General features: G+C 70.5%; 16 protein-coding genes and 1 pseudogene. 5 read left to right on the top strand and 12 right to left on the bottom strand.

What is annotated here, in order from left to right; translation table 11 throughout:
- Positions 1 to 167 precede the first annotated feature (167 nt).
- From SACTE_RS03470 to SACTE_RS03495, 4 genes are all read right to left on the bottom strand, one after another.
- Positions 168 to 551 carry a DUF3037 domain-containing protein gene (locus SACTE_RS03470; protein ID WP_014044644.1) on the bottom strand — a complete coding sequence of 128 codons (384 nt, stop codon included), beginning with the start codon at positions 549 to 551 and terminating at the stop codon, positions 168 to 170.
- Positions 548 to 1,432, bottom strand: coding sequence for a HipA family kinase (locus SACTE_RS03475; protein ID WP_014044645.1), 885 nt, complete (start codon positions 1,430 to 1,432; stop codon positions 548 to 550). Before SACTE_RS03475 ends, SACTE_RS03470 begins: the two co-directional genes overlap by 4 nt.
- A 228-nt stretch (positions 1,433 to 1,660) precedes the next feature.
- A protein-coding gene (locus tag SACTE_RS32850) for an IS5 family transposase (protein ID WP_264371053.1) occupies positions 1,661 to 2,571 on the bottom strand; the annotation gives its coding sequence in 2 pieces (ribosomal slippage) (positions 1,661 to 2,223 and positions 2,223 to 2,571; 912 coding nt in all).
- A gap of 733 nt (positions 2,572 to 3,304) precedes the next feature.
- Positions 3,305 to 4,179 (bottom strand): IS5 family transposase gene (locus SACTE_RS03495; protein WP_106707907.1). Its coding sequence is split into 2 segments (ribosomal slippage): positions 3,305 to 3,384 and positions 3,384 to 4,179, totalling 876 coding nucleotides; the frame shifts between segments, so codons are not numbered across the junction.
- Between the two features lie 345 nt (positions 4,180 to 4,524).
- Here SACTE_RS03495 and SACTE_RS32865 point away from each other — a divergent pair.
- Together SACTE_RS32865 and SACTE_RS03500 are read left to right on the top strand one after the other, a co-directional pair.
- A pseudogene (locus tag SACTE_RS32865) lies at positions 4,525 to 4,731 on the top strand (transposase); the annotation flags it as partial.
- Positions 4,706 to 4,906 (top strand): hypothetical protein, encoded by a 201-nt coding sequence (locus tag SACTE_RS03500; protein WP_014044649.1) that lies wholly within the window; start codon positions 4,706 to 4,708, stop codon positions 4,904 to 4,906. The pseudogene SACTE_RS32865 and the gene SACTE_RS03500, both read left to right, overlap by 26 nt.
- 111 nt (positions 4,907 to 5,017) lie before the next feature.
- On the opposite strand, the gene SACTE_RS03505 is transcribed toward SACTE_RS03500, so the two are convergent.
- Positions 5,018 to 5,989, bottom strand: a complete 972-nt coding sequence (locus tag SACTE_RS03505) for a hypothetical protein (protein WP_014044650.1) — start codon at positions 5,987 to 5,989, stop codon at positions 5,018 to 5,020.
- A gap of 237 nt (positions 5,990 to 6,226) precedes the next feature.
- Between SACTE_RS03505 and SACTE_RS03510 the strand changes: the two genes are divergently transcribed.
- Entirely contained in the window at positions 6,227 to 6,508 is a 282-nt protein-coding gene (locus tag SACTE_RS03510; RefSeq protein ID WP_226995143.1) for a hypothetical protein, read from the top strand.
- Between the two features lie 146 nt (positions 6,509 to 6,654).
- Complete coding sequence (locus tag SACTE_RS03515) at positions 6,655 to 7,008, top strand: hypothetical protein (protein ID WP_014044652.1); 354 nt, start codon at positions 6,655 to 6,657, stop codon at positions 7,006 to 7,008.
- 345 nt (positions 7,009 to 7,353) lie between these two features.
- Here the strand turns inward: SACTE_RS03515 and SACTE_RS03520 are convergent, their stop codons facing one another.
- A complete protein-coding gene (locus SACTE_RS03520) occupies positions 7,354 to 7,932 on the bottom strand; it encodes a TetR/AcrR family transcriptional regulator (protein ID WP_014044653.1) in 579 nt (192 codons plus the stop codon).
- A gap of 86 nt (positions 7,933 to 8,018) precedes the next feature.
- Between SACTE_RS03520 and SACTE_RS03525 the strand changes: the two genes are divergently transcribed.
- Positions 8,019 to 9,062: an NAD(P)-dependent alcohol dehydrogenase gene (locus SACTE_RS03525; RefSeq protein WP_014044654.1), complete on the top strand. Its 1,044-nt coding sequence runs from the start codon at positions 8,019 to 8,021 to the stop codon at positions 9,060 to 9,062.
- A gap of 341 nt (positions 9,063 to 9,403) precedes the next feature.
- On the opposite strand, the gene SACTE_RS03530 is transcribed toward SACTE_RS03525, so the two are convergent.
- The 6 genes from SACTE_RS03530 to SACTE_RS03555 all read right to left on the bottom strand — a co-directional run bounded on the left by SACTE_RS03530 (position 9,404) and on the right by SACTE_RS03555 (position 17,404).
- Positions 9,404 to 10,810 (bottom strand): salicylate synthase, encoded by a 1,407-nt coding sequence (locus SACTE_RS03530; protein ID WP_014044655.1) that lies wholly within the window; start codon positions 10,808 to 10,810, stop codon positions 9,404 to 9,406.
- A 62-nt stretch (positions 10,811 to 10,872) separates the two neighbouring features.
- Complete coding sequence (locus SACTE_RS03535; RefSeq protein WP_014044656.1) at positions 10,873 to 12,630, bottom strand: ABC transporter ATP-binding protein; 1,758 nt, start codon at positions 12,628 to 12,630, stop codon at positions 10,873 to 10,875.
- Positions 12,627 to 14,498, bottom strand: coding sequence for an ABC transporter ATP-binding protein (locus SACTE_RS03540; protein ID WP_014044657.1), 1,872 nt, complete (start codon positions 14,496 to 14,498; stop codon positions 12,627 to 12,629). The genes SACTE_RS03535 and SACTE_RS03540 overlap by 4 nt, the downstream gene beginning before the upstream one ends.
- Entirely contained in the window at positions 14,495 to 15,223 is a 729-nt protein-coding gene (locus tag SACTE_RS03545) for a class I SAM-dependent methyltransferase (protein ID WP_014044658.1), read from the bottom strand. The genes SACTE_RS03540 and SACTE_RS03545 overlap by 4 nt, the downstream gene beginning before the upstream one ends.
- A 49-nt stretch (positions 15,224 to 15,272) precedes the next feature.
- Positions 15,273 to 16,154, bottom strand: coding sequence for an alpha/beta fold hydrolase (locus SACTE_RS03550; protein ID WP_014044659.1), 882 nt, complete (start codon positions 16,152 to 16,154; stop codon positions 15,273 to 15,275).
- The gene (locus SACTE_RS03555; protein WP_014044660.1) at positions 16,151 to 17,404 is read right to left on the bottom strand and encodes a cytochrome P450; all 1,254 of its coding nucleotides are present in this window, start codon (positions 17,402 to 17,404) and stop codon (positions 16,151 to 16,153) included. The genes SACTE_RS03550 and SACTE_RS03555 overlap by 4 nt, the downstream gene beginning before the upstream one ends.
- Positions 17,405 to 17,410 lie beyond the last annotated feature (6 nt).

The raw sequence follows: 17,410 nt of genomic DNA on the forward strand, positions 1-17,410 counted from the left end.
GACGTCAGGAAGTTCCCGATAACTGAGCAACCGCTTAGTACCTTCAGCAGGACGAGACGCTAGAAGCCCTGGCACCCGGTGTCAACGGCGCACGGCGGCAGGGGCGCATGTCACACCCGGCGGCGCCGCGGCCGGAGACGTCACGGGCGGCGCCACCGGGCCCGGGGTCAGCGCACCAGCAGGTCGAGCAGGCGCCCGACCTCGGCCTCGGGGTCCGCCGTGAGGCCGCTGTGCACGACGCCCGGCTGGACGACGGTGGAACGCGGCGCGATCAGCCAGCGGAACCGCCTGCCCGCGTCGTCGCCGGCCGCCTGACCGGCGGCGTCGCCGCCGCAGCAGACCCCTTCGACCGCGCGCAGGGCGGCCTGGACCCCGACCACGTCGGCGGCCGGGTCGAGCGCGAGGAGCTTGCGCTCGTCCAGGTGCGTCCGCGCCGCGACGAAGGACTTGGCTCGGCAGTACACGAGCACCCCGGCGTTGAAGCACTCGCCCCGCTCGACCCGGGGCACGACGCGCAGCACCGCGTACTCGAAGACATCGCGCTCGCTCATCGGCCGCCGTCCTTGCCCGCGCGCCCGGCGTCCGCCTGCGCCGCGCGATCCTTCTTGGTGGGGTGGGGCCACGGGGTGAGGTGCTCGGTGAGCCAGCCCGGAGCCTGGGAGGGCCGCGCCTTCGTGGGCGCGTCCCGCTCGATGCGCTCGTGGATGCTCCCGGCGCGGGCCAGCAGCGGCTCCACGTACGCACGGCGCAGCTGGTCCGTCGAGTCGAAGCCGGGCTCACCCTCCAGCCATGCGTCGGGGACCTCGGCCGCCACCTCGGTGAGCAGTTCCTCGGTGACGAGCGGGGCGAGCTCGGCCGCGGCGGCCTCGATGTCGGGGCCGAACGGTGCGAGGACGTGGTCGGAGGCGTTGTACGGCTTCGCGGCGGATGCCTGGGCGCCCGGCCAGTTGTGGTGCCAGATCATGGTGGCCCCGTGGTCGATCAGCCACGGATCACCGTGCCACACCAGCATGTTGGGGTTGCGCCACGACCGGTCCACGTTGTTGATGAGAGCGTCGAACCAGACGACCTTCCCGGCCTCGGCCGGGCCGACCTCGTAGGCGAGCGGGTCGAAGCCGAGCGATCCGGGCAGGTAGTCCATACCCAGGTTCAGTCCGGCGCTCGCCCGCAGGAGCTCCTGGACCTCTTGGTCCGGCTCGGCGAGGCCGATGACGGGGTCGAGCTGGATGGTCACCAGCTCGGGGACCCTGAGCCCCAGCCGCCTGCCGAGCTCTCCGCAGATGACCTCCGCGACAAGGGTCTTGCGGCCCTGCCCCGCTCCGGTGAACTTCATGACGTACGTGCCCAGGTCGTCGGCCTCGACGATCCCGGGAAGCGAGCCGCCCTCACGCAAGGGCGTGACATAGCGGGTCGCTACTACTTCTTCCAACACTTTCCCAGGCCACCCATCTTTTCAGCCTTACATTCAACGGAGGGCTCCTCCTGGGCGTAGAGGCGGGAATCGCCGGTCGATGACGCTGGGGAGAATCTGGGGGTTTCGGCCAGCAAGCCGATGCCCCGCGCTTCCCCAGCAGACCGTCGATGGTGCCACGCCCCTTCCTACCGGCCTCCGGCATGAAGTGAGCATAGTAACCGAGAGTGATCGTGGGCGAGGGGTGCCCTAGGTCCTGTCTGACAAAGGATCTTGGGCGGGTTCGCGGAGCCAGAGGATGAGTGCGGCGAGGTGGACTCCGGCCTTGTAGCGGGCGGCGAGTTTGTCGAAGCGGGTGGCGATCGCGCGGAACTGCTTGAGACGGTTGAAGCAGCGTTCGACCACGTTGCGTGCCTTGTAGAGCTCGCGATCGAAGGCCGGCGGTCTGCCCCCGGCCTTCCCTCGCCGCAGGCGGTTGGCCTTCTGGTCGGCCCGTTCCGGGATCACGGCCCGGATGCCTCGCCTGCGCAGGACCCGGCGGATTGCCCGGGACGAGTAAGCCTTGTCCGCGATGACCGCGTCGGGCCTGCGGCGGGGCCGCCCGGCACCGCCCCGGGGCACCCGCAACTCGTCCATGACCGTGTCGAAGACGGTGGAGTCGTTGACGTTGCCGGGCGTGACGACGACGGCCAGGGGCAGGCCCCGGCCGTCGCAGGCGAGATGAATTTTCGTGGTCACCCCGCCGCGGGACCGGCCCAGCGCCTGACCAGCCGACGCGCGTGCCGGATTTTCCAGTTCGTCCCCCGCCGTCGCCCCTTTTTGCGGGCGCCGGCGGCGTGCTGATGGGCCCGGTTGATCGTGGAGTCCACCGACACCGTCCACTCCACGGCTCCGACGGAGTCGTCGCGGACCTGGACCTGTTCGAGCAGACGGGCCCAGGTGCCGTCCGCTTCCCAGCGGGCGAACCGTTCATAGGCCGTCTGCCACGGCCCGTAGCGTTCCGGCAGGTCACGCCACGGGGCACCGGTCCGCAACCGCCACAACACCCCGTTGATCACCTGCCGGTGATCTCGCCACGGCCGCCCACGACCGTCAATACCCGGCAGCAGGGGCTCGATCCGTTCCCACGCCGCATTCGTCAGCTCACCACGACCCACCACAAGTTCAATTATCAGACAGGACCTAGGCCGGGTATCGAAAGTGGCTGGTAGCGAGCTGTGGGCATGCTCGAGAATCCGGTAGCTGCTCGTATCGCGGGCCTGCGATGGTGTCTGCATGGATTCCGAGCCACGTACTGATCTCGTCCGTCACTATGACCCAGGGGGCATTCTGGCTCGGTTCGCGGGTCGGGTGCTTGTGGTCTGTCCGCGATGCGGGGGCCGTGCTCTCGTGATCCCCCGGCCTGGCCTTCCTGACCCCAGATACTTCAGCGAGCTCCTGTTCCAGCCGCGTCGTCTGGCTTGCGGAGGGTGCGGTGCCGTCGCCGACTGGAAACCTGAGGTGCAGGGGGCTGGGCTGGTCGGCGCGGTGTTGGGCGGTAGTGAAGACCCGTTCTTCCAGCAGCCGCTGTGGCTACAGACCCGTTGCGCTAGCCACATCTTGTGGGCCTACAGCGAGGAGCATGTCGACGAGTTGTCTGCTTACGTCGGGGCGCAATTGCGAGAACGCGGTGGCGTGCGGCCGACGATGTCGATGTTCGCGCGACTGCCAGCATGGATGAAAAGGGCGGACAATCGCTCGGAGGTGCTGGCCGGTCTCGAAACACTGCGGGAGCTGGCGAAACGGATGGCACCTGCTGACCGCTCCGATGCCGCGCACGGGCGTGGTGACCGTCCCCGCGCGCACAGGAGTATGTATTTCCGGGGCGGCCCTTATGGGCTTTGAAGGCCCTGGTCACAACCATTCGTTGATGGCCGCGACGAGAACGGTCGTCTCGTAGCGGACTGCCAGCTTGTCGTACCGCGTGGCGACAGCCGGTGCCGCTCGATGCGGTTGATCCCGCACTCGACCGCGTGACGCTCGCGGTAGTCGACCGGGTCGAAATACGGCGGCCGGCCGCCGCGGGAGCCGAGCTTCTGGCGGTTGCGTGCCTGGTCGGCCTTGTCCGGGATGGTGCAGCGGATTCCGCGTCGGCGCAGGTAGGCGCGGTTTCTGCGGGAGGCGTACGCCTTGTCGGCCCGCACGCGGTCGGGGCGGACGCGTGGCCGACCCGGTCCGATGCGGGGCATGCGGACCTTCTCCAGCACGGGTTCGAACTGCGGTGAGTCGCCGCGCTGTCCTGCCGTCACCACGATGGACATGGGTTTCTGACGTTGCTCGACGGCCAGGTGGAGCTTGGTGGTGAACCCGCCGCGCGACCGTCCCAGCCCGTGGTCAAGGGGCTCGGTGAAGATGCCGGCCGGTGGTTCCTTCTGCAGGTGGCCCTCCTTGCGGGCCCCGGCCGCGTGCTGATGGGCGCGGCACACCGTGGAGTCGGCACTCAGGTCCCAGACGATCGCGCCTTTCGCGTCGGCCAGGGACTGGAGCCGGGTGAGGATCCGCTGCCAGGTGCCGTTCCGCTGCCACCGGCGGAACAGGTCGTAGACCCGGTCCCATGGCCCGTACTCCACCGGGACGTCCCGCCACGGAACTCCGGTCCGGACCCGGAACCGCATGCCGTCGATCAACTGCCGCCGAGGCCGGACAGGCGGCCGCCCCGTCCTGGCACCCTTCGGCAACAGCGGTTCCAGCACCGCCCACTGCTCGTCCGTGAGATCTCCCCGACCCATGAACCGTGATCATTCACAGGCCCAAGATCCACGTTCGACACACGGCCTAGGGCTTGTTTCGAAAGTAGCGCCGTCCGCCCGGAGGGCGGGTCCGACGGCGTCTGGTGCGTGCGATCGCAAGGCGGAGGGTCGCCCCGATACTGGATGTATCGGGGCGATACCGACAACGCAGCGAGCGTGCGTGCCAGGCGTCGTCGGACAGGCGGGACTTTCGAAACAAGCCCTAGTACCGCAACGGCGTCTGGTGTGACTGGTGGCCAGGAGAGTCGTTGATCCGAATACAGGTGCGCACTCGGTGAGGTCAGGGCGTGGACAGCGGGTCCGGGCGAGTCGCATGAGCGGTTCGTGCACCGATTTGCTCGGTCGGAGCCGCGGGAGTCGGCGCTGGCTTACATGCGGGGGCTGATCGCTCCGTCGGAGCGGAAGAACGGTTGGACGCTGGCGGAGGAGGCCGGCCACGCGGCTCCTGATCGGATACACCGGCTGTTGAACCGGTGCGTCTGGGACGCCGATGAGGTCCTCGACGATGTCCGCGACCACGTCGTGGAGCATCGCCGAGCTGCGCGAGGCGGGGCTGCTGCGGGCGGTCGCGGAGGCCGGCACCCGGGAGGTGTACCTGGTGACGGCCGGTGGCGACGCACAGGAGATCGCGGAAGCCAGCGCGGCGGCGATCAACGTACACCGTCAGGATCCTGATCCCGGCTGGGGCTTCACACCCGCACTCTGAAACACCAGGGAGGCCCTCATCGATCGCGGTGAGGGCCTCCTGCCGTGCCACGGCGAGCCGATGGCCGTCCCGGCCGGTACGGACAGCCGCCGGCCCAGGTGCGGGGTGGTGTCAGTCGCCGGTCTCGTGGGGGATCCCGTCGTCCAGGACGATACGGATGGTCTGGCCTTCTCCGTCGACGCCGGTGAGTTCGGCGGCGATCCGGTTGTAGGCGGTGGTGGCCAGCGCCCAGTCCGCCTCGAGCGGGGTGGTGGCGTGGCGGGTGTCCCACAGCTTGATGAGCAGGCCGATGAGGGAGCGGCCGGACAGGACGGTCTGGACGCGTCCTTCCTTGACGTCCTCGACCGAGGGCGGGGTGCGGAAGTGGTCGTGGTCGACGGCCAGGGCGGTGAGCCATTCCCAGGTGTCGCGGTGCGCGATGAGGTCCACGGAGGCCACCCCGGCGGCCTTCAGCAGCAGGACCCCGTGGTTGACCCGCGGGTCCTCGCCGCCGGTCGGCGGGGCGACGGCGGAAGTGGGCGGGCTGGGTGTGCCGTTGCCCTGGTAGGCAGCCTGGATCGCACGCTTGAGAGCGTCGTCCTGATCCCGGTTCTGGCGCTCCGGTTCCGGCTGTGGCTGCTGCTGGCTGCTCTCCATGGTTCCCCCCTGGAAGTCGGTGTCGGATGAGGTGGGCGGTGCCGTTGCGAAGGCGGCGGGCTCGTGGCCGGGCTCAAGGCCGGGCTCCGGGGCCGCAGGCCCCACCGGTGTCGGTGCGCCGGGGTCCGGTTCGTCGGCCGGCCTCTGGAGTTCCGCGAGGGGGCGGAGGGTCTCGGCGAGTTCCAGCAGCTGGCGGAGCTCGCCGCGGGTTTCGCTGAGGTCGCTGATCATCCGGTCCTGGCGACGGCGTACCTCCCGGTTCTCCTCCCGCAGCCCGGTGACACCTCCCTGCACGACCTCCAGGATCTTCAGGCGGGTCTGGGTGAGCTCACCGTGCAGGGCCGTCAGCCCGACCGTCGGGTCATCAAGACGACCGACCGGCGCCAGCAGGGCCCGTATCGCCTTCAGTTCCTCCATCGCGCTGCCGAACGCGTCTTTCCACTTCACGTAACCCCCTGGTCACTCAGAGCTGCAACCGGCCGTATCTCCCCATAAACACTCCATGTGACGCGCCACTTTCCGGCCCTTCCTCTGGCCGGGACTACACCCCCGCTCTCCGAACGGCAGGGACACCGCGGTGCGCCGACCCTCGGTGTCAACCTGCCGCCTGCCCGGTCGTCCTTTCCAGTGACCTCCGCATCGGCTTCCGTTCCGTGAGGTGCGTTCGTGGCCACACTCGCGGACGTGACAGACGGCCTCGCCCCTAACGACCTCCCCGCCACGGCCGGGCCCGGCCCGGTAGCCTCCAGCACCGGGCGGGTCCGGCTTTCGATGGCCCGGTGGCTTCTCACTCCGCGCACCATGTGGCACGCGCGCCGCCTGGCCGCGGCGGCCCCCGGAATGGACGCGCAGACCGCGTGGGTGGTGGCCCGTCTCACCCGTCACCCCGATGAGTACGCCTACGCCCTGGCCCACCCCAGCTCCTACGCCCACGCTCTGGCCCACCTGGACGACAGGCGTACCTGAAGGCGCCTTGCCGGTGGTTCCCGGCCGGGTGCGACCGTTCCGGCCAACTCCTGCGGACGTTCGGCGGGTTGCGATCACCGGCTGCGGTGATCAGGACCCGCTGAGCTGTCCGTGAGGGAGAGGGTGAAGACGTCGCTGGTTCCCCGGTGTATCAACCGGATTCGTTCGCGCAGTTGCTGGAGCGGCGGCTGAATCTCACGCCGGGCTTCGAGGCCGGGCGCCTGGAGGCGGAGCAGGTGGCCAACCTGGCGCTGCTGACCGGGGCCCAGGCTCCCGCCTACACGGGTACGGCCCGGCTGGTCGCGCTGATGCGGAGCCCGCCCGTGCCCAGCGAAGAGCCTCAGGACTTCTGGTTCAAGCTGTGGACCGAGGCCGACGATCCGGTCCTGCTGCCCGGTAACCTCCGGCACCAGCTGCTGCGTGCCGTGGACGGTGACGGTGCCGCGCTGGCGCGGGGCTGCGACACTTCTTGGCAGCACTTTCTGGGCGAAGCCACCTAGGGCTTGTTTCGAAAGTCCCGCCTGTCCGGCGACGCCTGGCACGCACGCTCGCTGCGTTGTCGGTATCACCCCGATACATCCAGTATCGGGGCGACCCTCCGCCTTGCGATCGCACGCACCAGACGCCGCCGGTCCCGCCCTCCGGGCGGACGGCGCTACTTTCGCAACAAGCCCTAGCTGTATGGGCCACGAGCGTTGTTGACAGGGATGGGCGCCCCTGACGCAGCTCAGAAACGGGGTGCCTTGGAACCGCTCCCGATCTACCGGCGTCATGACGCGCGAAATCGAGAACGAGAACTTCCGCTCGAGAAACCGAGGTAGCGCCCATAGGGCCGTGCCGCAGGATCAGTCGGCGCGGAGACCTGCAAGATGGATGCGGACGAAACGACGCCAGGGGCCGTCGTCTCCGTCCGGTGAAGCGGCGACGACCCCGCGTATGGCCACGATGAGGGCCTTGACGTCGTCTCCCGTCACACCCTGCGTCAGATACCCCGACTCGACCGCATTCTGCGTCAACTGCCGGACGCGGTCCGCGGTCCGCGCGCTCACGTCGTCGTCACTGGGCACGCGGTCCGTCAGGGAGGCCGCGTAACGGCGCTTCTCCGCGTTGAAGGTCCCCACGAAGTCCAGAAACCACTCAAGACCGGCGGCGGGATCGGGATCTTCGAGCGCGGTCGCTGCGGCCCGGTCCATTTCCTCAACGAAGAGCCGCGCGATGGCATCGAGGAGAGCGTCCTTGCCCGCGAACCGCCGGTAGATCGTACCGACGCCCAGACCGGCACGGGCAGCAATGGCCTCCATGCTCGCCTGCGGTCCCTGCTCGGCAAAAACCGCACGTGCGGCGTTGATGACGATCGCATCGTTGCGCAGCGCGTCCCGGCGTGGGGTGCGGGGGGCGGCCGAAGGGCTGGTTCGTGGGCTCATCGGCCCGAGTGTACTCAAACCGGAATCAGGATTCCGCACCGTGTTAAAGTGAATACAGATTCCGTTTTGATGAGGAGGACCTGCTCATGAGGACCACGACCGGCTGGCAGAGCCTGGACCCGACCAGCAACGCACTGACTCGCGTCACCTTCGAGCGGCGTGATCCGCGCTCGGATGACATTGCCGTGCGGATCGACTACTGCGGCGTCTGCCACAGCGACCTGCACCGCATTCACGGGATGCTCGGCGAGAAGGACCTCGTCCCCGGCCACGAAGCCACCGGCGTCGTCGTCGCCGTCGGTCAGGCCGTCACCGGCTTCGCCGTGGGCGATCGGGTCGCCATCGGCACGATCATCGACTCGTGCGGCGAGTGCGCCATGTGCGAGGCCGGGCAGGAGAACTACTGCTACAGCCGGCCTACCACCACCTACGGCGGCACCGACCGCATCGACGGCACCCCGACCAAGGGTGCCTACAGCCGCGAGTACGTCCTGCGCGAGAAGTTCGCCTTTCATCTGCCCGACGCGCTCGACCCGGCCGCCGCGGCGCCGCTCTTGTGCGCCGGCGTCAGCGTCTGGGAGCCGCTGCGGGCCGCTGGTGTCGGCCCAGGCAGCCGTGTAGCTGTCGCCGGGCTGGGAGGGCTCGGCCACATCGCGGTCAAGCTCGCCGCCGCGCTGGGAGCCGAGGTCACCGTCCTCAGCCGCAGCACGGCCAAAGAGCAGGACGCTCGGAGCCTGGGGGCCAGCGGACTGCTCGTGACCGCCGACGAGGCACAGGTCGCCGCCGCCCGGGGCCGTTTCGATTTCATCCTCGACACCATCTCGGCCGACCACGAGCTTTCACCGCTCATCGGCATGCTGGGCCTCGACGGGACCCTGTGCGTCCTCGGAAACCCTCTGCTGGCCGGGCCGAAGCTCTGGGAACTGGGAGCGGGCCGCAAGAAGCTCACCTCCTCCGGCACGGCAGGGCTGCGGCAGACCGTGGAGATGCTTGAGTTCTGCGCCGAGCACGGCATCACAGCCGACGTCGAAACCCTTCCTTCGAGCGAGATCGAAACCGCTCTGGACCGCCTTGCTGCTGGCGACGTCCACTACCGGTTCGTGCTGGACATGTCCGACCTCGACAAGTAGGCGACCTCCGCGAGGCCAGGGCCCAAGGCACAGTACGGCCGAACCCTGGCCTCGCCTTTGGAACACGGCCTACCGAGGTCGCTATCCGTACCGACCGGACAGTGATCATCGTCGCTCACCGGCTGCGGACCGTCATGTCGGCCGTGGGGTACCGATCTCCGCTCCGGCGCCGGTCGCAGGAGGTTCCGTGGTCCGTCGCTGAGGCGGGGCAGGGGCCGCCGGGCGGCGGGTGCGCAGGACATCCTCGGCTGTGTGGGACGTTGCCGGCCGACGGCATCCACGCGCGCCCGCCAGAACCGGGCGTACACCCGTCGGCGACGAGCAGGCAGGCGGGCGTCCCGTCAGCCTCCGGAGTACCGCAGATGCGGGGCGACGCTGCGGAGTTTCTCGCAGGTCTCCTCGATCTCGCGTTCGGGGAGGGACTGGGCGGTCACCCCCGCGCCCGCGCGCAGCCATGACTCCTCACCCTCTCCGATGAGGGTGCGCAGGACGAGGGAGGCGTCGAGAGCGCCCGCGAAGCTGCCGCGGAAGACCGCGCCACCGTACAGACCTCGAGGCCCTTCCTCATGACGGGCCAGGGCCTGGAGCGCTGCGGGTTTGGAGACACCGGTGGCAGTGATCGCGGGGAAGAGGGAGGCGAAGGCATCCCACGGTCCGGCGTCCTCCCGGAGCCGGCCCGTCACCCGCGAGGCAAGGTGCTGCACCGAACCGCGCGGCCGGACCCTCATGAACTCCTCGACGGCGACGGAGCCGGGCCGGCAGACCGCCTCCATCTCCTCCCAGGCCAGGCGTACGGAGACGGCGTGCTCGTGTATCTCCTTGGGGTCGCCGAGCAGTTCCACGCGTCGGCGCTCGTTCTCCTCCTCGTCGGGGCCGTATGCACGGGTGCCGGCGAGCGGCTGGGTGCTGACGCGGCCGTTCTCCGCGACCTCGAGGACAGTCTCCGGGCTGAAACCGGCCGCCCGGTAACCGCCGAGATCCAGCAGATAGGAGCGGGCCGGGGTGTTGGAACGGCGGCCCGCGAGATAGGTCGCCGGGAAGTCCACGGCCAGCCCGGCGGGCAGTGGGACCTTGCGGGAGATCACGGCCTTCTCCAGCAGACCGGAGTGGATGTCTTCGACCGTCCGGGCCACCGCACTCCCGTAGGCGGCGGTGCCGGCGGCGATGATGCGTTCGGCTCCCTCCGGCGTCGTCCCGTCGGGCGGCGGCTGTCGAGGGGTCGGTTCGGCGAGCAGGCCGGCGACCTTGCCGAGCCACGCCTCGTCCACCGCGCGGACCACGGTCTCCTTCTCGGTGAGCGTCACCTCGACGGAAGGGATCAGCGCGTGCAGCAGCGGGCCGTCACCGGTGGCCGCAGGGTCCGCGTGGAGGAGATGGGCTAGTTCGAAGGTCGCCCAGCCGTAGAAGTGGCGTCCACCGGCTTGCGCGCCGTATGCAGCGGACAGGGTGTTCAGCGCGGTCGCGAACGCCGTCAAGGGCCCGCCGTCGGTGCGAGAGGTCCACGTCTGCCCCATCGCCCGCGCGGTGATGCCGGTGGCGTCCGCAGTGAGGCTGACGGCGGAACCGGCCGCGAAGTGCCAGATGCCGCCTTCCGCCTCGTACACCATGTACTGGTCGGCGAGGCCCGCCCGGGCGAGGCGGGTCGCTGTAGCTGCGGCGTCGTTGCTGGGTTCCATGGTGCCCACGGATTCGAGCGGCGGGACGGAACCCGCCCATGAGTCCCAGGTGTTCCGGGGGCGATTGCGCATCGTGTCGTGCCTTCCTTGTGCCGCTGCCGCTGAGGCCGGTGAATCAGGCGCCGGGTGCGAGGTCACGAGCGTGCCGCCTCCAGCCGCCAGCCGTGGGCCCGGCTCCGGCGCTGCCAGAAGGAGGCGTAGGTGCCGTCTGCCGTGACCAGGTCGTTGTGCGTACCACGTTCGGTGATCTCCCCGTCCTCCAGGACGAGGATCTGGTCCGCGTGGACGACGGTGCTCAGCCGGTGTGCGATGACCAGCAGGGTCTTGCGGTCGGCGAGGGTGCGTACGGCTTCGGCGAACAGCGCCTCGTTCTCCTGGTCAAGTGCGGCGGTGGCCTCGTCGAGGACGAGGACGGGGGCGTCCTTGAGCAGGGCGCGGGCGACGGACACGCGCTGGCGCTGTCCGCCGGACAGGCGTGCACCTCCCTCCCCCACCTTGGTGCCCCAGCCGTCGGGCAGTTCTTCGAGCACCCGGTCGAGTCCGGACAGGGATGCGGCCTCGGCCAGTTCCGCGGGCTCGGCGTCCGGGGCGGCGATCCTGACGTTCTCCTCAATGGTGCCGTCGAACAGGTAGACGTCCTGGAACACGAGGGAGACGTGTGCCGCCAGGTCGTCGGCGGCGATCTCTCGTACGTCGACGCCGCCGATGCGGACGGTGCCTTCCGTGGCGTCCCGGAAACGGGCGATCAACGAGGCGACCGTGGTCTTGCCGGCGCCGGAGGGTCCCACCAGGGCGGTCATGCTGCGCTCGGGCAGCCGAAAGGTCACGTCGTTCAGGACCGGACGCGCCGAAGCTCCGTCCGCCGCCCCGGTGTCGTAGCGGAAGCCGACGCCGGAGAACTCCACGCTCGCGTCGCGCGGTGTCTTCGGCTCGGCCGGCTGCGGGAAGGGCGGCTCGTCGAGGACGGCGCCGAGGCGTTCCAGGGTGTTGCGGGCGATGCGCATGCCCGCGCCGGCTTCGGCGGCGGACGCCACGCTGTCGATGAGGCGGACCAGCAGCACCAGCAGTGCCAGGAGGGTGGGGGCGGTGAGCGACCCTTCGAGCTGCCAGGAAACCCCGAGTGCGAGCAGCAGGGCGAAGACGAGCCGGGTCGCGAAGGTGAAGGAGACCAGGCCGGGCAGGCCGCGGACGATGAGCCGCCGGTCGGCGCGCGCCTCGGCCGCCAGGGCATCGTCCAGCGCCCCGTAGCCATCCGCGGTCCGGCCGAACGCCCGCAGGACCGGCTGGTTGCGCGTGTACTCCAGAACCCGGTCGGCGGACTCTCCGATCGCGGCGTCACGGCCGAGGTCGAGCCGGCGCATCAGCGCCGTGCTCGCCTGCTGCACGGCAAACAGCACCGGCACGCAGGCCAGGAGCACCAAGGCAGTGCGAGCGTCGAAGAAGAAGGTCGCGACGACCAGCGTGACCGGGGTGAGCAGGGAGGTGAGGAACGGGCGGAGCAGGTGGGCCGGTGTGCTCATCACCTGGATGACGTTCTGTCCGGCGAGCCTGCTGAACTCGGCCGTACGACCGGCGGTGAACCAGCCGAGGGGCAGGCTCAGTGCCTGGTCCGCCATACGGCGATGGAGTACCCGGGAGAGCTGGGAACCGACCGCGAAACCGCCGCTGATGGCCGCGCCCTGAAGCGCCGCGTAGACGAGTACACAGCCGGTGAACGCTGTCAGCCATGGCCAGACGTCGTCGGGGTCCGTGCTGAGCAGGGCTTTCAGGACGGGCACGAGGAGGGCGAAGGCGACGCCCTGGAGGACGGCCGCTCCGGACTGGAGGAGCACCAGCCGGTTCAGTGGGCGGGAGCCCTCCGGCCCCAGGACGCGGTAGAGCTGACGGATCATCGTGCACTTCCCTCTCGGATGTCGTCCGCGGCGTGGTCGGCCCCCACGGGTGCGGACCGGTGGTGTGCCGCGCCGTCGGTCTCGTCCGGGCCCGCGGTCCGCTGGGCCTCCCACAGCGCGGCGTACCGGCCACCGGCGGCGAGCAGGTCGGCGTGGCGGCCCTGTTCCGTGACGCGTCCGTCCTCCAGCACCACGATCCGGTCGGCGGTGCGGATGGTCGGCAGCCGGTGGGCGATGACGAGGAGGGTGCGACCGGCCGCGAGTGCCGACAGGCCGTCCTGAATCAGTGCCTCGGAGTGCGGGTCGGCGTAGGCGGTCGCCTCGTCGAGCACGAGGACGGGTGCGTCGGCGAGCAGCGCCCGTGCGATGGACAGCCGTTGCGCCTCTCCGCCGGAGAGGGTGACGGCCGTGCCGATCTCGGTCGCGTAGCCGTCGGGCAGCTCCATGGCCCGGTCGTGGATGCGTGCGGCGCGGGCGCACCGCTCGACCTCCTCGTCGGTGGCGTCAGGCCGCCCCAGGCGGATGTTGTCGGCGACGCTTGCCCGCAGCAGCCGTACGTCCTGGAGGACGAAGCCGACCCGTCGGTACAGCTCGGTGGCGGGAATGTCCCGCAGGTCGGCACCGCCGAGGGTGACCGTGCCGGCCGTGACGTCGTGGAAGCGGGGCAGCAGAGACGCCAGGGTGGACTTGCCCGAGCCGGAGGGACCTACCAGCGCGGTGACCGTGCCGGGCGCGAGGTCGAGGTCCACGCCGCTCAGGACGTCGGTGTTCCCGTCGTAGGAGAAGGAGACCTCCCGCAAACAGACGTGGTGGCCGTCGGGAAGGACGGCCGTCGTCGGCTCCGGCAGGGTGGGCGCATCCAGCAGTTCGGTGATGCGTACGGCGGCGGCCTGGCCGGCCCGGATCTGCTGGATGCGGGGCCCCACGACGCCCATGGGGGCGGCGACGGCCGGGCCGAGCAGGAGGAAGGGGACGAGTTCGGCCCCAGTCGTCCAACCCTGGGTGACGAAGACCGCGCCCAGCACGGTCAGGAGCAGCAGGACCACGGCCGGGGCGACCACAAGGATCGCGGCGGTGGAGGTGAGCAGGGTGGAGCGGACCCAGCCGGAGAAGAAGTCGGCGAAACCCTCGGTCGCGCGGACGAAGCGCTCGTGGGCTTTGCCTCCGCGTCCGAAGCTCTTGAAGACGGCGATGCCGGAGGCGAACTCCACGGCGGCGGCGGAGATCCGGCCCACCGCGGCACCGAACTCGGTCATCTGGGCCGCGGCCCCGGCCATGGCTCGGCTGAACAGGAACACGCCCAGCAGCAGGGGCACCACGCTGACCAGGGCCAGGCGCCGGTCGACAGTGAACAGGTAGACCAGGATGGGCACCGGGGCGGCGAGCACGGAGACGACATCCAGGAGGGTGTGGGCGAACAGGGTGTGCAGCGCGCTCACGTCGTCCTGCACGGCCTGCTTGACCTCGCCGGTTCCTCGTCCGGTGAGCCGGCCGAGCGGGAGCCGCCCGATGTGCCGGGCGAGCCGGCGGCGGAGGGAGAGCTGAAGGTCGTTGTCGGCGATGTGGGCGAGGGTGCCGGCCGCCGTGCCGCACACGAGGGCGACGAGGCCCGACACGCAGGCCAGCGTCACCAGCGGCCAGAGCGCGGAGCCGTCGGCCGGGACCCCTGCGGTGAGGCGCCCGGCGATGCGGGAGACGGCGATGAACGGGACCACTCCGCAGAGGGCGGCAAAGGCCTGGAGGCCTACGGCGAGAGCCAGTCGTTCGCGTACGGGCTCGGCCAGCGTGCGCAACGGTGGCGGGGTGGGGCGGGCGTCGGCGGTTGCGGCGTCCGGGGCCCGGCCCGGTTCGGGTGGTTGTGACTTCACTTGACGAGAACTCCGATTTCAGGGATGGGCCTGCCGCCCGCCTCGGTGACGCGGCGGCTGGTCATGCCGGCCTCGCGGGCCAGCCGGGCGACGTCGAAGGTGTGCCAGTCGTAGCTGTCGGCGACCTCGCGCACGGTGCGGCCGTCGCGCATGACCTTCCAGGTGGTCGTGAACCGCATCCCGTCGCCCTCGGTGGGTTCGCCGCCGATCCACCACTCGTACGTCTGACGGCCGATGGTCTCCCTCAGGGACATGACCGGGGGGATGACGCGTGGCGAGGAGACCCCCATCAGTTCCACGACGATGGGCGCCCCGTCCGGCAGGCGGTCCGCCAGCCGTTTCCACAGGGCCACGCGTTCGGGGACGGTGAGATGACCGGCCACGCCGAAGATGACGACGGCGGAGAGCCGGTCGGGCAGGACGAGGTCCTGGGCGGCCCCGTCCACGACGGTGACGCGCCGGCGCAGGTCCGGGTCGCGGGCGACCCGGGAGGTGAGCATGGCGCGCATGCTGGCGGACGGCTCGGCGGCGAGAATCTCGGCGTCCGGCAGGGCGGCGGCGATGACCTCGGTGACGCGGCCGGTTCCCGCGCCGATCTCCAGGACGGGTCCGTGGGAGACGTCGAGGCCGGTGAGGAGACGGGTCAGGGGCGGACCACTGCTGGCGGTGTGCCGGGTGGCGACCAGTTCGTAGAACTCGGCCGAGGTGGAGTAGTAGTCGATCACGATGCTCTCCGGGTTCGGAGGACCGGGCGGGCGTGCCCGGGGCGGCGGCTCACGGGGTGCTCGGCCAGGCGTGTACGCCGCCGGTGGTCAGCGAAGGGTCCAGCCTGCGCAGGACGGTGGCCACGACCTCACGGCGTCGCGGGGTGAGGTAGAAGTGGTCGCCGGGGAAGACGCGTACCTCGGTGCGGGCGGTGGTGAGGTCCGCCCAGCCGCCGGCCCGGTCGCGGCTCCGTTCCTCGCCGAGCTCCGGGTCCGTACTGCCGGTCAGGACGTGCAGGGGGCAGGACAGTGGCTCCCGGTCGGGTGGCCGGTACGTCTCGATGATCCGGTAGTCGTGGCGTACGGCGGTGAGGATCAGGGGTCGCAGTCCGGGGTCGTCCAGGACTTCTTGGCTGGTGCCGCCCAGCCGGGCGAGTTCGGCGCTCAGGGTTTTGTCGTCCTGGCGGTGGAGTTGCCCGGTGACGGCCGTGCCGGGGGCGGCCCGTCCGGACGCGAATACGCGCCGCGGGCCCGGGAGCCCGCGGCGGTTCAGCTCGTGGGCGAGTTCCCAGGCCACGGCGGAGCCCATGCTGTGTCCGAAGAGGGCGTACGGCCGGTCGAGCAGCGGCGCGACGGCGTCGGCCACCGCTGCCGTCAGCTCACCCATGTCGGCCGCCTCGGGATCACCGAGGCGGTCCTCGCGGGCGGGGTATTGGACGGCGAGGAGCTCGACCTCGGGGGGCATGAGTGCCGCCCAGGGCCGGTAGAAGCCGGCGCTGCCACCCGCGTGCGGAAGGCAGATCAGCGTGAACCGGGGTGCGGCGCCACCGCTCCACCGTCTGATCCACGGGCTGTCGCCACGGGTGGCGCGGGCGGGGGGCCGGGCACCGGGGCGCGTCGCGGGGCGGGCCGAGGGCTGCAAGGACGCGCTCGGCGGGAAGGGCGCGGTCACCAGGCAACCCTCAGTTCTTCGAGGCCGAAGGTGGCCGAGTCGTGCTTGACCACGACGTCCTCCCGGTCACCCGCGAGGCGGAGCGTGGGGACGCGGCGGATGAGCGTCTCCATGGCGACCTCCAGTTCCAGCCGGGCCAGGTGCTGCCCGACGCACTGGTGGACGCCGTAGCCGAACGCGACGTGGTGGTTGTCGGTGCGGTGGAAGTCGACCCGCTCCGGCTCGTCGAACTGCTCGGGATCGTGATTGGCCCCGGCCAGGAGGGCGATGACGCCGTCGTCGGCGGGGATCGTCCGGCCGGACAGGTCGATGTCCTCGGCGGCCACTCGCAGGGGGATGGAGTCGGCGACGGACAGGACACGCAGGAATTCGTCGACGGCGGCCGGCATCAGGGAGGGGTCTCGGCGCAGTTCCTCCAGCAACTCCGGCCGCTCCAGCAGGAGCAGCGTGCTCAGGGCGATCATGCTGGTGGTGGTCTCGCGGCCGGCGTTGATCGTGATGCCGAGAGTCGACAGGAGCTGGTCCATGGTCACGTGGCCGGGGACGAGGTGCTCGGTGACGAGCTTGGAGGTCAGGTCGTCGCGGGGCTCTTCCCGTCGCTCACCGATCAGCTCGGCGAGCAGGCCGAAGAGACCACCGAGGGCCTCGGAGACCTGCTCGGCCGTGCTGTGGCGGGAGCCGGAGATCCGGGTGACGTCCCGGAAGAACTCCAGGTTCTCCCGCGGGATGCCGAGCAGTTCGCAGATCACCGAGGTGGAGACCGCGTTGGCGTACGCGGAGACGAAGTCCACCGGGCCGCCGGCGGCGAGCATGCCGTCCAGTATCTCGTCGACGCGGGCCTGGACGACCGGGCGCATCGCACGCACCCGGCGCACGGTGAACACCGGCAGGAGCATGCGCCGGTACTTGGTGTGCTCGGGGGCGTCGGTGCGGATGAAGGGGCGGAACTTCGCCCCGGCTTCCTGCTCGCCCTCTCCGAGGGCCGGGAAGTCGGGACGGCGGATGTCGGCGCTGACCCGGGGGTCGGAGAGCAGTTCCCGTACGTCGTCGTAGCGGGTGACCACCCAGGCTTCGCGCTTGGTCGGCAGGGTGACGCGGGCGACCGGATCGTGGGTGCGCAGCGCGTCGTACTCCGCCGGCGCCGCGAAGGGGCAACCGCGCTGGATGGGGAAGTCCCGGGGCGGGGTCGCGGTGTCCGCGTGGGGATCGCCGAGGTGCTGGGGCGCCGTCGGGGTTTCCGGGCTGGTCATGGAGGG

It is taken from the genome of Streptomyces sp. SirexAA-E (assembly GCF_000177195.2).
Lineage (GTDB): Bacteria > Actinomycetota > Actinomycetes > Streptomycetales > Streptomycetaceae > Streptomyces > Streptomyces flavovirens.